10 protein-coding genes are annotated in these 14,469 nt (G+C 72.0%); 6 read left to right on the forward strand and 4 right to left on the reverse strand.

What is annotated here, in order from left to right:
* The first annotated feature begins 105 nt into the window (after positions 1-105).
* From EDF19_RS15990 to EDF19_RS16005, 4 genes are all read left to right on the forward strand, one after another.
* Positions 106-375 carry a hypothetical protein gene (locus EDF19_RS15990; protein WP_123681852.1) on the forward strand — a complete coding sequence of 90 codons (270 nt, stop codon included), beginning with the start codon at positions 106-108 and terminating at the stop codon, positions 373-375.
* Positions 376-597: 222 nt separating this feature from the next.
* On the forward strand, positions 598-1,872 hold the full coding sequence (locus EDF19_RS15995) for a bifunctional glycosyltransferase family 2/GtrA family protein (RefSeq protein ID WP_260217243.1): 1,275 nt from the start codon (positions 598-600) through the stop codon (positions 1,870-1,872).
* 297 nt (positions 1,873-2,169) lie between these two features.
* A complete protein-coding gene (locus EDF19_RS16000; RefSeq protein ID WP_123681854.1) occupies positions 2,170-7,755 on the forward strand; it encodes a glutamate synthase-related protein in 5,586 nt (1,861 codons plus the stop codon).
* Entirely contained in the window at positions 7,752-9,542 is a 1,791-nt protein-coding gene (locus tag EDF19_RS16005; RefSeq protein ID WP_123681855.1) for a sulfite reductase subunit alpha, read from the forward strand. Before EDF19_RS16000 ends, EDF19_RS16005 begins: the two co-directional genes overlap by 4 nt.
* 382 nt (positions 9,543-9,924) lie before the next feature.
* On the opposite strand, the gene EDF19_RS16010 is transcribed toward EDF19_RS16005, so the two are convergent.
* The 4 genes from EDF19_RS16010 to EDF19_RS16030 are packed head-to-tail and all read right to left on the reverse strand — an operon-like array spanning position 9,925 to position 12,975.
* Positions 9,925-10,323, reverse strand: a complete 399-nt coding sequence (locus EDF19_RS16010) for an ATP-dependent DNA ligase (protein WP_123681856.1) — start codon at positions 10,321-10,323, stop codon at positions 9,925-9,927.
* An 8-nt stretch (positions 10,324-10,331) separates the two neighbouring features.
* Positions 10,332-11,588 carry a S9 family peptidase gene (locus tag EDF19_RS19240; RefSeq protein WP_185022899.1) on the reverse strand — a complete coding sequence of 419 codons (1,257 nt, stop codon included), beginning with the start codon at positions 11,586-11,588 and terminating at the stop codon, positions 10,332-10,334.
* Positions 11,589-11,593: 5 nt separating this feature from the next.
* Entirely contained in the window at positions 11,594-12,499 is a 906-nt protein-coding gene (locus tag EDF19_RS16025; protein ID WP_123681859.1) for a hypothetical protein, read from the reverse strand.
* Entirely contained in the window at positions 12,499-12,975 is a 477-nt protein-coding gene (locus EDF19_RS16030; protein ID WP_123681860.1) for a hypothetical protein, read from the reverse strand. Before EDF19_RS16030 ends, EDF19_RS16025 begins: the two co-directional genes overlap by 1 nt.
* A 79-nt stretch (positions 12,976-13,054) precedes the next feature.
* On the opposite strand from EDF19_RS16030, the gene EDF19_RS16035 reads away from it, so the two are divergent.
* Both EDF19_RS16035 and EDF19_RS16040 read left to right on the forward strand, forming a co-directional pair.
* The gene (locus EDF19_RS16035) at positions 13,055-13,444 is read left to right on the forward strand and encodes a helix-turn-helix transcriptional regulator (protein ID WP_123681861.1); all 390 of its coding nucleotides are present in this window, start codon (positions 13,055-13,057) and stop codon (positions 13,442-13,444) included.
* Positions 13,445-13,452: 8 nt separating this feature from the next.
* Positions 13,453-14,439 (forward strand): SRPBCC family protein, encoded by a 987-nt coding sequence (locus EDF19_RS16040; protein ID WP_123681862.1) that lies wholly within the window; start codon positions 13,453-13,455, stop codon positions 14,437-14,439.
* Positions 14,440-14,469: the final 30 nt, after the last annotated feature.

The following is a 14,469-nucleotide window of genomic DNA, read 5'->3' on the forward strand; positions in this document are numbered from 1 at the left end:
CCGCTGCGCCCGCTTCGTGAGCAGAAATGGTCGCCTGCTGTGGCGCCACTCGACCATTTCTGCTCACGAAGGATGACGACCCGGACGCCAGCGCATACTGGTCGCATGACGAAGGCGTACGGCGAGCTGCCGGGCCGACCCGACCCGTCGGACCTGGTGGTCGAGGTCCCGGCGTTCGAGGACGACCGCCCCCAGCCGGAGCCCGCACCGCCTGCGGCTGCGCCGGAGCTCGTCGCCGCGACGGAGTTCGCCCGCAGCTCGCACACGGCGCCCACGATCCGCCGCACCCAGATGCGCGCCGGTGCCTGGATCGCCGGCGTCCCCATCGCGGTGCTCGCCGTGATCGCCGTCGTGCAGATCCTGCTGCCCCGCTGAGCGAGCGACCGCCGGCCAGCCGTCCGTCCGCCGTCCGTCCGTCGGCCGTCTGCCCGCCCGCCGTCCGTCGGCCGTCTGCCCGCTCACGGGCTCAGCGACACCTCACGGGGCGACGGGCGCGTGAGGTGTCGCTGAGCGCGAAAGTCCGCCGGGACGCGCTTCTTACGAGGGGCACAGCACACTGCATCGGTCCCCGCATGCCCGCTGCCGAGCATGAGCGGCATGACGGAGACGAACCAGACCCTCGACATCGACATCGTCGTCCCCTGCCACAACGAGCAGGACACGCTCGCCGCCCACGTCCGGCGCCTGCACCAGTTCTGTCGGACGTCGTTGCACCACACGTGGCGGATCACGATCGCGGACAACGCCTCGACCGACGACACCGCACGGATCGCCGACGACCTCGCCGCGATGCTCGCCGGCGTGCAGGCGGTGCACCTGACGGAGAAGGGCCGCGGTCGGGCGCTCAAGGCCGTGTGGGCTGACTCACCCGCGAGCGTGCTCGTGTACGTGGACGAGGACCTGTCGACCGACCTCGCGGCGCTGGAGCCCCTCGTCGCCCCACTGCTGTCCGGGCACTCCGACCTGGCCATCGGGACACGACTGGCCGACTCGTCGCGGGTGGTGCGGGGCAGCAAGCGCGAGTTCATCTCCCGCTCGTACAACCTGCTGCTCCGGACCACGATGGGGGTGTCGTTCTCGGACGCCCAGTGCGGGTTCAAGGCCGTCACGAAGCAGGCGGCCGAGCACCTGCTGCCGCTGTGCGAGGACGACGCGTGGTTCTTCGACACCGAGATGCTCGTGCTGGCCGAGCACGCCGGGCTGCGCATCCACGAGGTCCCGGTGGACTGGGTCGACGACGTCAACTCGTCGGTGCAGATCGCCTCGACCGCGACCGAGGACCTCAAGGGCATGTGGCGGGTGTCCCGCGGCATCGCGACGGGCCGGGTCCCCGTCGGTGCCGTGTACGACGCGATCGGTCGACGGCCGTTCACCCCACCGCACGTCGGGTTCCTCGGCCAGCTGCTCCGGTTCGGCGCGATCGGTGTGCTGTCGACCGTGGCATTCGCCGTGCTGTACGCCCTGTTCCGGCCGGCGATCGGCGCGCAGACCGCCGACTTCACCGCCCTGCTGCTGACGGCCGTCGGGAACACCGCACTGAACCGGCGCTTCACGTTCGGTCTCCGCGGCAGGTCCGGCGCGGGACGGCACCACGTGCAGGGGCTGGTGGTGTTCGGCATCGCGTGGGCGATCACGTCGGGCTCGCTCGTGGTGCTGCACACCGCGGCACCGGGTGCCTCGCACAGCGCGGAGATCCTGGTGCTGACGGCCGCGAACCTCGTCGCGACCTGCGTGCGGTTCGTGCTGTTCAAGGCCTGGGTGTTCCGGAGCGGACGCCGTCGCCCGGAGCTCATCCGCCCGGGGACGACCCCCGCTGCCGATGCGAGCACGGCCGTGACGGAGCCGATCGCCGTCGACGACCGCGCGGCCTGACGGGCCCGCAGCACGCCCGGCAGGCGCGACCCCCGCCCGCGTGTCGCACGGTGCGAGGTTCCGCACGCCGTGGCACGGCGCGAGGCCCGCACACCGCGCGGAACCTCGCACACTGGGGAACGTCGGGCCGGCGCGTCCCCCGCGGTGTTGCGTGGGCGGTATACCAAGCCGTAGCATCGCGTTACCGCACCACAACCCCACAGGGCCCGACTGCCACCACCGGTCTGCCCGCGGCGAGCGCTCCATCGAAGCAGCCTGGCCGTCCGCTGCCGGCAACGCCCCACTGGACCCGCACACGTGAACCCCACCTCCTTCGGTCTCTACGACCCTGCCCGCGAATCGAGCGACTGCGGCGTCGGTTTCATCACCCGACTCGACGGGACGCCGAGCCACGACGTCATCCGCAAGGGCGACGAAGCGCTGTGCGCCATCCCCCACCGCGGCGGCAAGTCCGCCGAGGGTGTCGGTGACGGCGCCGGCGTCAGCATCGACCTGTCGGTGGAGTTCTTCAGCGCGATCACCGGCCAGGAGCTCCGCGCCGGCCACTTCGGCGTCGCGAACTGCTTCGTACCGAGCGAGACCGCCCCGAGCGACACCACGCCGAGCGGCGCAACCGACCGCGCCCGCGCCGTGCAGACCGTCACGGACGCCATCGAGCAGCAGGGGTTCGAGCTGCTCGTCGTCCGCGACGTCCCGGTGGACCACTCCGTCGCCCGCCCCGAGGCCGAGCAGTACCAGCTGCCGATCGTGCAGTGGGTCTTCCGCGCGCCCGAGCAGTGGGAGCGCACCGAGGTCGACGCCGCAGCGAACCGTGCCCTGCTCGCGATCGAGGCGGTGTCGTACGGCGAGGCCGCCGAGCAGCGCGCCGAGCACGCCGCCCTGTACCCGTTGTCGCTCAGCGCCCGGACCCAGATCCTGAAGGGCCGGCTGAACTCCGGCGAGGTCATCGGCTACTTCACGGACCTGCGCGACCCGCGTCACTCGGTGCGGACGCTGTACTTCCACACCCGGTTCTCGACCAACACCGAGCCGCACCCGACGATGGCGCAGCCGTTCCGTCTGATGGCGCACAACGGCGAGCTGAACACCGACCGGAAGAACCGGCTGTCGGACGAGGCGCTCGCCCGTGCCCGCACCCGCAGCATCGTCCGCCCACCAGGGCAGTCCGACTCGAGCCGGCTCGACCAGACCCTGCAGAGCCGTGTGTTCGACGACGGGCTCGAGATCGTCGAGGCCGTGGTCTCGCTCATGCCACCGGCGTGGGAGAACGACCGCACCCTGACCGCCGACGTGCGGGACATGCTCGAGTACTTCTCGCTCTACGAGGAGAAGAACGACGGCCCCGCCGCCGTGATCTTCAGCGACGGCGACGTCGTCGGCGCGCGCCTCGACCGCCTGGGGCTGCGTCCGCTCCGCACCGTCGAGACCACCGAGTACCTGATGGTCTCGTCGGAGGCCGGCCAGGTCACGTTCGACGCCGACGAGGTCGTGCACCGCGGCCGCATCGAGGCCGGCGGCATGCTCGTCGTCGACCACCGCACCGGCACCCGGATGCGGACCGACGAGGTCCTCCGGATGCTCGCGGCTCGTCGCGACTACGGCACCCTGCTCGACACCGCCCGTGTGAACCTCGACGACCTGCCCGCGCCCGCGTACGACCGCACGAGGAACACCCTGGGCTACGCGGGCGACCTGTCGCTGGCCGGCCGGTACGTGGCGTACTCGCTGAACCAGGAGAGCTTCCGGTTCATGCTCGACCCGATGCTGCAGAACGGCTCGGAACGGATCTCGGCGATGGGCTACGGCAACGCCATCAACGCCCTGAGCGACACCGAGGGCGGCATGGCGAAGTACTTCTCGCAGCGCTTCGCCCAGGTGACGAATCCGCCGCTGGACTCGATCCGCGAGGCCGACGGCATGAGCATGCGTGTGGCCCTCGGCGCGAAGCCCGACGGCACTGGTTCGACGAGCCGGCAGCTCGTCGTGCAGTCGCCGATCCTCGGCCACCTGGACATGGTGCGCCTGCGCGACCAGGACATCGTGCCGCTCGAGCGCTTCGACATGCTCTACGTGCCGGTGCTCGGCGACGAGCAGGCGAACGCGGACGCGGTGCGCGGTGCGGTGGACGCCCTGTGCGACGCGGTGGAGCAGTTCGCGGGGACGACCGGTGGCATCGCCGTGCTGACCGACCGCGAGGTCTCGTCGACCCATGCGCCCCTCCCGGTGATCCTGGCCGTGGCCGCCGTGAACCAGCGACTCATCGAGACCGGCCTGCGTCTGCGGGTGTCCGTGGTCGCGGAGAGCGGTCAGCTGCCATCGTCACACCACGTGGCCACGGCGCTCGGCTTCGGTGCCTCCGCTGTGTACAGCCTGTCCGCGCGCCTGCGTGCTGAGGAGAAGTACCCCGCAGCCCCGGCCCCGGCTGGTGAGCTCACCGCGACGGACCTGGCGCTCAAGCAGTTCCGCAAGGCGGCCGAGAAGGCCCTCGCGAAGACCATGGGCCGCGTCGGCCTGTGCACCGCCGAGAGCTACATCGGTGGCGCGTTCTTCGAGCCGAACTACCTCGACACCGGCGACGACGTCCTGGCGCGGGTGTTCCCGCACATGCAGGCCCCGGTCGGCGGCGTCGGCTTCGCCCGCATCGCGCAGGCCGCGACGGACTGGCACGAACGTGCCCGTTCGGTCGCGTCCGAGGGCCAGGTGCCCCTGCTCGGCCTGTTCAAGGAGCGCTCGGACGGTGCCGGACACTCGTTCGGCGTCGCGAGCGTCCGCGGCTTCGGCGGGATGACCGAGGAGCGTCCGGCGTTCGAGCGCTCCGGTGACTCCGACGCGCTGCGCCTGCTCACGCTCGGCCAGCTCGACGACTCGTTCGGCATCACGGACGCCGCGTACCGCAACACCGGGTACGACCGTCTCAGCGACGCCGAGATCGACACGCACCGCATCACGCCGGGCTACGTCACGTTCCTGCAGACCACGCACGACGAGCGGTCGCGCCGTCCCGCAGCGCTCCGTGACGTGCTCGCCCTGCCGGCGGACGTTACCGGCATCGACACGGCAGAGGACTTCGCCCGCGAGCTCGGTCGGTTCTCGACGACCGGCAACGCCAGCGTCACCGTGCGCGGGCTGTCCGGCTCGCGTCCGACGGACGACCAGGACCTGCCGGGAGGGACGGAGCGGTTCCGCCTCGCGCTCGCGTCGACGGGGACCACGGGTGCACTGCGCCACCAGGCCCTGGCAGACGGCCTCGCGTTGCTGCACCCCGGCCAGGTCGACGTCGACTCCGTCGACGAGACCCACGTGACGCTCCGCGCAACCGGCGCCGCCGTCGAGCTGCTCGCCCTGCTCGAGAGCGCCCCCGACAGCGTCGCACTCGACGAGGTCCAGCCGGCGCACGAGATCACCCGCACCCTGGCGTCCGGCGCGATGAGCCACGGCGCCCTCGTCGCCACCGCCCACGAAGCCGTCGCACACGGCACGAACATGGTCGGCGGCATGTCGAACAGCGGTGAGGGCGGCGAGCACCACTCCCGCTACGGCACCATCCGCGGCTCCCGGATCAAGCAGTTCGCCTCGGGTCGCTTCGGCATCTGGGCGGGCTACCTCGCCGACCCGATGCTCGAGGAACTCGAGATCAAGATCGGCCAGGGCGCGAAGCCCGGCGAGGGCGGCCAGCTGCCCGCGCCGAAGGTCACGGTGGACATCGCCGCGGCTCGTGGTGGCACGCCGGGCGTCGAGCTCATCTCGCCGCCGCCGCACCACGACACGTACTCGATCGAGGACCTGGCGCAGCTCATCCACGACTGCAAGGCCGCCCGCGTCCGGGTGATCGTGAAGCTCGTGTCCTCCGAGGGCATCGGCACCATCGCCGTGGGCGTCGCCAAGGCCGGCGCGGACGTCATCAACGTCGCCGGCAACACCGGTGGCACCGGCGCCGCGGCCGTGACGAGCCTGAAGTACGCGGGCCGCTCGGCGGAGATCGGCGTCGCCGAGGTCCACCAGGCCCTCGTCGCCAACGGCCTGCGCTCCAAGGTCACGCTCCGCTGCTCGGGCGCGCACCAGACCGGCTCCGACGTCGTGACGAGCGCGCTGCTCGGCGGTGACAGCTTCGAGTTCGGCACCACCGCGCTCATGATGCTCGGCTGCGTGATGGCGAAGAACTGCAACGTGAAGTGCCCGGCCGGCCTCACCACGAACGCCGAGGCGTTCGAGGGCGACCCGCGTGCCCTCGCGCAGTACCTGCTCAACATCGCGCACGACGTGCGGCAGATCCTCGCCCGCCTCGGCCTGCGCTCCCTGCGCGAGGCCCGCGGTCGCACGGACCTGCTCCAGCTCCTGGACCACCCGGCGAGCGTCGGTCGTCTCGACGCCCGCGCCCTGCTCGCGCAGGTGCCGGAGAAGGTCGTCGCCGACCCGGAGTACCTGGAGAAGGACTTCCACACCGACGACGCGCTGCTCGAGCGCATCCGGACGGCGCTGGTCGACCACGCCCAGGAGCACGTGCTCGTGCACGGCGTCCTGCTCGGCAACGCGGACAAGTCCGTCGGCGGGCAGCTCGGCATCGACGTCGAGCGCCTGCTCAACCACGAGCTCGGCGCCGAGGACGTCCAGGGCCTGCCCGCCGTGGCAACCGACGACCGCGGACGTCGCCGGCTGGTCGACGGTGCGGTCACGATCCGCACCCAGGGCTCCGCCGGGCAGTCGTACGGCGTGTTCAACAACGACGGCATCGTGCTCGAGCACACCGGCACCGCGAACGACGGCGTCGGCAAGAGCCAGAGCGGCGGGCGGATCATCGTCCGCGCGCCGGGCGGCGGCAGCGCCGAACAGGGCGGCAACGTCCTGGTCGGCAACTTCGCGCTCTTCGGGGCCACCGGCGGACGCACGTTCGTCGAGGGCGAGGCCGGCGACCGGTTCGCCGTCCGGAACTCCGGCGCGACGGCCGTGGTCGAGGGCGTCGGCGACTTCGGCTGCGAGTACATGACGGGCGGTGCCGTGTTCAACCTCGGCGCGTTCGGCAAGGGCCTCGGCAACGGCATGTCCGGCGGGTTCCTGTACCAGTACGACCCGTCCGGCCAGGTCGCCGAGCGTGCCAGCACCGACTCGCTCCTCGTGTTCCCGGTCACCGACACCGAGCGCGGCGCCTTCCACGAAGCCGGCGCCCGCCTGCTGCTCGAGTGGCACCTCGAGGCGACCGGTTCGGCACTCGCCGAGCGCCTGCTCGCCGACTGGGAGACCACCCGTCAGCACGTCTTCGTCGGGATGCCCCGTGCGCTCCTGCTGTCGCAGGACGCCGGCGAGATCCTGGCCGCCGCGACCCGCACCGAGCTGCTCGACGAGCTCGCGACCTCGATCGCCACGGACAAGCTCCGTGCGTTCAAGCTCGACTACCGCGACCAGCGCACCGTCCTCGACGGCCGTGCCCCGGCGCTCGGCGACCAGGGCGACGACATGTTCTCGCTCCTGTCGTCGTACACCGTGCTCGGCGTCGCGCAGGACGTCGCACTCGAGCGCGTCCCCGGGGCCCTGGGGCCGAACGACCCCCGTGTCGCCGAGGCCGTGAAGAACCTCGTGCTCACCGAGGACTTCTCGGTGAAGCAGCGCGTCGTGAAGTACCTCCGCGGCACGCTCGACCGGTTCGCCGACGACGAGCTCGCGACCCTCATCGCGATCAAGCGACTCGACGACTACAAGCGCGCGCTCACGCAGCGGAACAACCGCAGCATGGACGCACCGGGCACCACGGGGTGGATCATGCACCAGAACGCGAAGAACGACGGCCGCGTCCGCGAGGCCCGCTTCGACGAGCTCCTCGCGACCGCGGCGCTCGAGGACATCGCCCGCCGTGCCCCGCAGGCACCGACCGAGGCGGTGACCGCGTGAGCACGCTCCCCCCGTCCGGTTCGCTGATCCCGGTCGACGCACCCTTCTCGGCCGCCCAGGAGTCCTGGCTCGCCGGGTTCATCGCGGGCATCGCCGCCGCCGGCAAGAAGGCGTCGGGCGCCGCCCCCACGACGACGATCGACGTGCTCTTCGGCACCCAGACCGGCAACGCCGAGTTCCTCGCCGACGAGCTCGTCGCCGGAGCGAAGACCCGCGGTCTCGGCGGTCGTGCCACCGCGCTCGACGCCGTCACCCCGGAGCAGCTCGCCGGGATGTCGCACGTGCTCGTCGTGACCTCGACCTACGGCGAGGGCGAGATGCCCGACAACGCCGGCCTGTTCTGGGACGCGGTGCAGGCCAGCACGGTGCCGCGGCTCGAGGGCCTGCAGTACGCCGTGCTCGGGCTCGGCGACACCAGCTACGACGAGTTCTGCCAGGCCGGCAAGCTCATCGACACCCGCTTCGAGCAGCTCGGCGCGACCAGGATCCACGACCGCGTGGACTGCGACGTCGACTTCGAGGACCCCGCCGCGCTCTGGTCCGCCGCGGTCCTCGACCGGCTTGCCGCCGAGGCCGGCGCGACGGGCGCACCCGGCGGGGCCACGGGCGGTGGTGCCGGCGACGGTGGCAGCGCGACGGGCGGGGCGGGCGCGAGCCGTGCCTCCCGGCCGGGTTCCCAGTGGAACAAGCGCAACCCGTACCCGTCGCGTCTGGTCGAGAACCGCCTGCTGTCCTCGCCGCGCAGCGCGAAGGAGATCCGGCACTACGAATTCGACCTCGGCGACTCCGGCATCGAGTACGCCGCCGGTGACGCCCTCGCGGTCGTGCCGGTCAACGACGCGGTCTTCGTCGACGAACTGCTCGAGCAGGTCGGCGCGAACGGCGGTGAGGAGCTCGACGGCCGGCCGGTCACCGAGGTGCTGCGGACCGACCGTGAGATCCGGACCCCCTCGAAGGACCTCATCGCGGACCTCGTGCAGCGCGCACCGTCGAGCGAACTGGCCGCCGTCGTGTCGCACGGCGACAAGCACGAACTCGACCGCTGGCTGTGGGGCCGTGACGTCCTGGACCTGCTCCGCGACGCCGGACCGGCCGCCCCGGGACTCGACGAACTGCTGCCGAACCTCCGGCCGCTCCAGGCCCGCCAGTACTCGATCTCGTCGAGCCCGCTGGCGCACCCGGACCGCATCCACCTGACCATCGCGTCCGTCCGCTACGGCGACCCGCACCGGATGCACGCCGGCGTCGCGTCGACGTTCCTGGCCGACCGGGTCGACCAGGACGGCACCGTCGACGTCTACCTGCAGCCGAACGCCGCGTTCGGCGTGCCGACGGACGCGTCCGCGCCGATGATCATGATCGGCCCGGGCACCGGCATCGCGCCGTTCCGCGGGTTCCTGCACGAGCGCGCGGCTGCGGGTGCGACCGGGCGGAACTGGCTGTTCTTCGGCGACCAGCACCGCGACACCGACTTCGTGTACCGGGACGAGCTCACCGAACTGCAGGAGCAGGGCGTGCTCGACCGGCTCGACCTGGCGTTCTCACGCGACCAGGCCGAGAAGGTCTACGTGCAGACGCGGATGCGCGAGCAGTCCGCGGAGCTCTTCGCCTGGCTCGAGGAGGGCGGCCACCTCTACGTGTGCGGTGACGCCTCGCGGATGGCGAAGGACGTCGAGGCGGCGCTGCTCGACGTCATCCGGACCGGCCGTGGCGGCAGCGAGGACGACGCCCTGTCGTACCTGGCCGACCTGCGTCGGTCGAAGCGGTACGTCCGCGACGTGTACTGAGCGACCGGTCGCGCACCTGCGCGCGCAGCAGAACGCCCCGGCCGCGGAACCCGAATCCGACAGCCGGGGCGTTCCCGGAGGTGTTTTTCGGTCAGTGGGGACTGACCGACGAGCCCATCTGCGCGACGCCGGCAACCGGGTACGACGACCCTGCTGCCTGGACGGTGAGTCTCCTGATCCGGGACTCCCGTCGTGCGTACCCCGTGGCGACCGATGGTTGATCGGTGCCGGGCGCGCACTGCGTCGCGGCCATTCGGGTTCCCCTCCTGCCGCGGATCGTGCCTGCATCGGCTCCCTGGATGCCGACGCTGGGGGACGACACTGCACCGCGGTACAGAAAACGTACGACGAGTCTGGCCGGTCCGGAACCCGTTGACGAGGATCAGTGGCCTGTGGTAGGCCGCAATGTCCCCGATGCGTCGTCCTCGGTGTCGCCGGGTGCGACGGCCCGTGACCACGCCGAGTCGTCGGCCGTGCTCGTGTCGACGGGCTCCGGGGTCAGCACGAGTCCCGAGCCGGACGTGGCCGAAGCGTAGAGGTCCTCGAGCCAGCTGCGGTTGATCGAGGGCACCCGGCTGCCCGAGAACTTGAAGTGCAGGCTCACGCTCGGGTGCAGCCAGATCGTGCTCCGGCCGTTGCCGTGGATGACGTCGTCCTTCCACGAGAACGCGAAACGGTGCTCGCGCCGGAGCATGTTCACGATGACGATCTGCAGGTGCGTGAGCGACCGGTCGTCGATGCGGAGGTCGAGCGGCTGGCCGTCGTAGATGAGCTGACCCATGCGTCCTTCTACTCCCCCGCACCGGTGCGCGCGGCCCTCGACGCCCAGGCGGTGACCTGCGCGTCGAACCAGACCGCGTCGACGTTCCGTTCCCAAGCGTGCTCCGCCGGCTCGCTGACGGCCAACGTGACCGCGTCCGGGTGGTCCGCGGCGAACTGCTGGCTCACCGAGAACGGCACGGTGGTGTCGCCCGACGAGTGGATGAGGAGTGTCGGCGGGAGCTCCGGCGGGGTGTGCAGCCAGGAGAGCGCCCGCACGTCGACCACCGAGCGCAGTCCGACCAGGCGGCAGAGCACCGGCGTCGCCATCGCACCGAGGGCAGCCCCGACGACGAACGCCGGCAGTCCCGCGCGGGACGCCTGGGAACCGATCGTGGCCGACCAGTCCAGCGCCGGGGCGACCAGGACCAGTCCGGCGATCCGGGCACGGTGGGCGGAGCGGGACAGGAGCTCGTGGGTGATCGTGGCACCCATCGACCAGGCGGCGATCACGATCCGCTCGGCACCGTGTGCGACGGCGTGGTCGAGAGCGGCTTCGACGTCGGGCCACTCGCGGGCGCCGAGGTGCGACGCCCGGCCCTCCCAGGGGGCCTCGCCGTCGCCGCGGAACGACGGCACGATCGAGGTCCAGCCGAGCTCGAGTGCGGACGGGACGGTCCGGAGTGCGGTGACCCGGGTGGTCCGGATGCCGTGCACGTGGACGGCCCAGGTGCGGGCCGCCGCGGCGGTGCCGTCCAGAGCCGACACCGGCGCGGGCGCGGGCGCGGGCGCGGGCGCGGGCGCGGGCAGGGGCGCGGGCTCGGGCGCGGGCAGGGGCGCGGGCGCGGGCGCGGGCAGGGGCACCGCCACCGTCGGCCGGATGACCCACGCCGGCGCCGGGCCGACCGGGGTCGGCACGTCGACCTCCGACCAGTCCACGTCCATCGCCTCCGGGTCCGGGTGCACGTGCCCGCTCCACCGCACCCGCGACGACACGTCGCCGGTCGTGCGGACCACCGCGCGGCGCACCGTGCCCGCGGCCTCGTCGACCTCGAGCACCGGACCGACCGTGGTGTGGCCGGTGCCGTCGTGCCACAGGCCGTACTCCCCCGGCCGCACGGTGTCGTCCGTGATGGGCAGCCGGATCGAGTCGGCGCTGCTCTCCACCACCGGGGTCCACCGGTCGCCGCCCGGCAGCACGATCTTGCCCACGACCACGCGGAGCACGAGGACGAACACCACGCCGAGCAGCACGAGGGTGCCGAGCACCCACCAGAGGATCGTCATCTGCATCAGCCTCCGAGGCTCCGGGTCAGGGTGAGTTCGGCGGACCGCACCTCGGCCAGCTCGGCGTCGTCGAGGGCCCGGCCCCGCACCTCGGCGTCACGGATGGCGATGACGAGGTCGTACGTCCGTGCCTGCACGTCACCGTCCCGCTCGACGGCCCGGACCTGGTGCCGTCGGGCGATGCGCCGGAGTCGACGGTTGTGCCGACGGCAGCGGAGGTCGCGCTCCCATCGTCGGAACGTCAGCGAGGCCATCGCGACGACGATGAGCACGATCCCCAGGTAGAACGGCGGGTCGAACGCGAGTCGCAGGCCGTCGCGGAGCGCGGGGCCGAAGAGCGTGAAGTGGTCGACCGTGAGCGACGCGATCTCGTCGATGCTCGCGATGACGACGAGCGACAGCCCGACCCGGAACACGACGAGCGCGACGGGGTTCCGCAGCACGCCGGACCGGAGCGTGGTCGCCGCGACGACGGCGACGGCGAGCATGTAGATCGAGGCGTACAGCCACATCGCCGGCTGGTCGATCCCCCGCACGATGAAGTGGAAGTCGGTGCCGCCACGGTCGCGCACGGCGAAGAACGGCACCGCGAACGCCACCACCACGACGAGGAGCGCCAGCGGGCTCGCGAGCACCGGTCGCTCCGGCAGGTCGGACGTGCTCGCGCGGAGCATCAGCCAGAACGCGGTGACCGCGCAGACGTTCTGCACGAGGTTGATGAGGTTGGTCCCGCCGAGCAGCCCGTCGAGCACGGGCTGCGGCACGACGCTGCCCAGGGTCAGGAGTCCGAGCGCACCGACACCCGTGGCACCCCACGCCGCGCGGCCGCGCGGGTTCCGGAGCACGTACGGCGTCCGGGCGAGGAAGATCAGCGCCGCGAACCAGAAGGCCGCGGCGTGCAGGACCGCCATCAGCCGTAGGCCCGCTCGTCCGCGCCGGAGCCGCCGGAGCCGCTGGCGAGCAGCACGGTGGCGAACTCGTAGGCGAAGCGTTCGGCGAAGTGTTCGTCGTCGCCGGTGACCGCGACGAGTCCGGGCTCGCTGTCGAGCGCCCGCCGGCAGACGTGGCCGCCGGAGGCGAACTCGGCGATCCCCTCGGTCGTCGGGGAACCGATGTCGCCGTGCACCAGGTGACCGAGCTCGTGCAGGACGCAGTGCATGCGGTAGAGCGCCGGGGCTCCTGCCGGGACGAGCACGAGGTTCTCGTGCTCGAACTGCGAGACGAGCGCGGTGAGCGGCCCCCAGCTCGGACCGTCGACGTCCACCACGCGGGTGGGCTTGCCGACCAGGCGACCGACGGCGTCGACCACGTCGGGGAGCCGCGGCGCGCTCGGCAGCGTGGCGACGAGGACACCGACGGCGTCCGTCGCGCTCCGACCTGCTGGCATCGCCCCTCCGATCTCCGCGGCAAGACTACCGGGCGTGACCCCTTGTGGACGAGTGGGAGCGGGTCTAACCTACAACCAAATGGTTGTACAAGTAGCCCTCAGTGACGCCGAGGTCGACCGTGTGTTCCACGCACTGGCCGACGCGACCCGGCGTGACATCGTCCGGCGCACGCTGGTCGGGGCGTCGTCCGTGAGCGAACTCGCGGACGCGTACTCGATGTCGTTCGCCGCCGTCCAGAAGCACGTCGCCGTCCTCGAAGGAGCCGGGCTCGTGAGCAAGGAAGCGCGTGGCCGCACCCGCATCGTGCGCGCCGAGCCGGACCAGCTCGACCGGGTCCGGGCCCTGCTCGACGCCTACGGCGGCCTCTGGCGCGGCCGGATCGACCGCCTCGACACCCTGCTCGCCGAAGACACCCCGCTCGCCGAAGACCCCCCGCTCGCCGAGAGACCACCAGACCCAGACCGCTAGGAGCAACGATGCCCACCACCTCCGTCCACACCGACGCCGAGTCACTCACCCTGACGCTCGTCGCCGACGCCGCCGTCCCCGTCGAACGCCTGTGGGCCGCCTTCGCCGACCCGCGCCAGCTCGAGCGCTTCTGGGGCCCGCCCGCGTTCCCCGCGACGTTCACCTCGTTCGACCTCCGCCCCGGCGGCCGCGCCGACTACCGGATGACCTCGCCGCAGGGTGAGCGCTTCCACGCCGTCTGGCAGGTCACCGAGGTCGACGAGCACCGGCGGATCACCTTCCGCGACCTCTTCACCGACGCCGACGGCACCGTGGACGAGTCCCTGCCGGCCGGCGAGACGGTCCTGACCTTCGAGTCGGTCGGCAGCGGCTCCCGGGTCACGGTGCTGTCGTCGTTCGCGTCCGCCGCCGACCTCGAGACCATGCTCGAGATGGGCATGGCCGACGGCTACGAGCAGGCGTTCAGCCAGCTCGACACGGTGCTGGCGGACCTCCGCGAGTACGCCCTCGGCAGGGGGACGGTCACGGACGTCGTCGACGACACGCACGTCCGGATCACCCGCGCGTTCCCGGCGCCGCGGCACCTGCTGTGGCGCGCGCACACCGAGCCCGAGCTGATGCGCCGCTGGCTGCTCGGCCCGGACGGCTGGGAGATGACGGTCTGCGAGACCGACCTGGTGCCCGGCGGCTCGTACCGGAACGCGTGGGCGCCGACGGGTGACACCGAGGGTGAAGCGTTCGGGTTCGAGGGCGAGAACCTCGTCGTCGACCCCGAGCGCCGGATCGTCACGACGGAGCGGATGACCGGTGCGCCGTTCCCGCCGAACACCAACGACCTGCAGTTCGACGAGGCCGACGGCGTCACGCTGCTGACGCTCCTCGTCACCTACCCGGACAGCACGCAGCGGGACATGATCCTCGCCACCGGCATGACCGACGGCATGGAGACGAGCTACCAGCGTCTGGAACGCGAGCTCCTGTCCGCCTCGGCGTGACCGGGTGACGGACTGGAGGCGCGGTGCCAG

The sequence above is a fragment of the Curtobacterium sp. PhB115 genome (assembly GCF_003752025.1).
Classification (GTDB): domain Bacteria; phylum Actinomycetota; class Actinomycetes; order Actinomycetales; family Microbacteriaceae; genus Curtobacterium.

Coding starts and splice junctions, on each gene's coding strand:
- EDF19_RS16030 (WP_123681860.1), bottom strand. CDS start 12,975: ATGCCAGCAGGTCGGAGCGCGACGGACGCCGTCGGTGTCCTCGTCGCC.
- EDF19_RS16040 (WP_123681862.1), top strand. CDS start 13,453: ATGCCCACCACCTCCGTCCACACCGACGCCGAGTCACTCACCCTGACG.
- EDF19_RS15995 (WP_260217243.1), top strand. CDS start 598: ATGACGGAGACGAACCAGACCCTCGACATCGACATCGTCGTCCCCTGC.
- EDF19_RS16010 (WP_123681856.1), bottom strand. CDS start 10,323: ATGGGTCAGCTCATCTACGACGGCCAGCCGCTCGACCTCCGCATCGAC.
- EDF19_RS16025 (WP_123681859.1), bottom strand. CDS start 12,499: ATGGCGGTCCTGCACGCCGCGGCCTTCTGGTTCGCGGCGCTGATCTTC.
- EDF19_RS15990 (WP_123681852.1), top strand. CDS start 106: ATGACGAAGGCGTACGGCGAGCTGCCGGGCCGACCCGACCCGTCGGAC.
- EDF19_RS19240 (WP_185022899.1), bottom strand. CDS start 11,588: ATGACGATCCTCTGGTGGGTGCTCGGCACCCTCGTGCTGCTCGGCGTG.
- EDF19_RS16035 (WP_123681861.1), top strand. CDS start 13,055: ATGGTTGTACAAGTAGCCCTCAGTGACGCCGAGGTCGACCGTGTGTTC.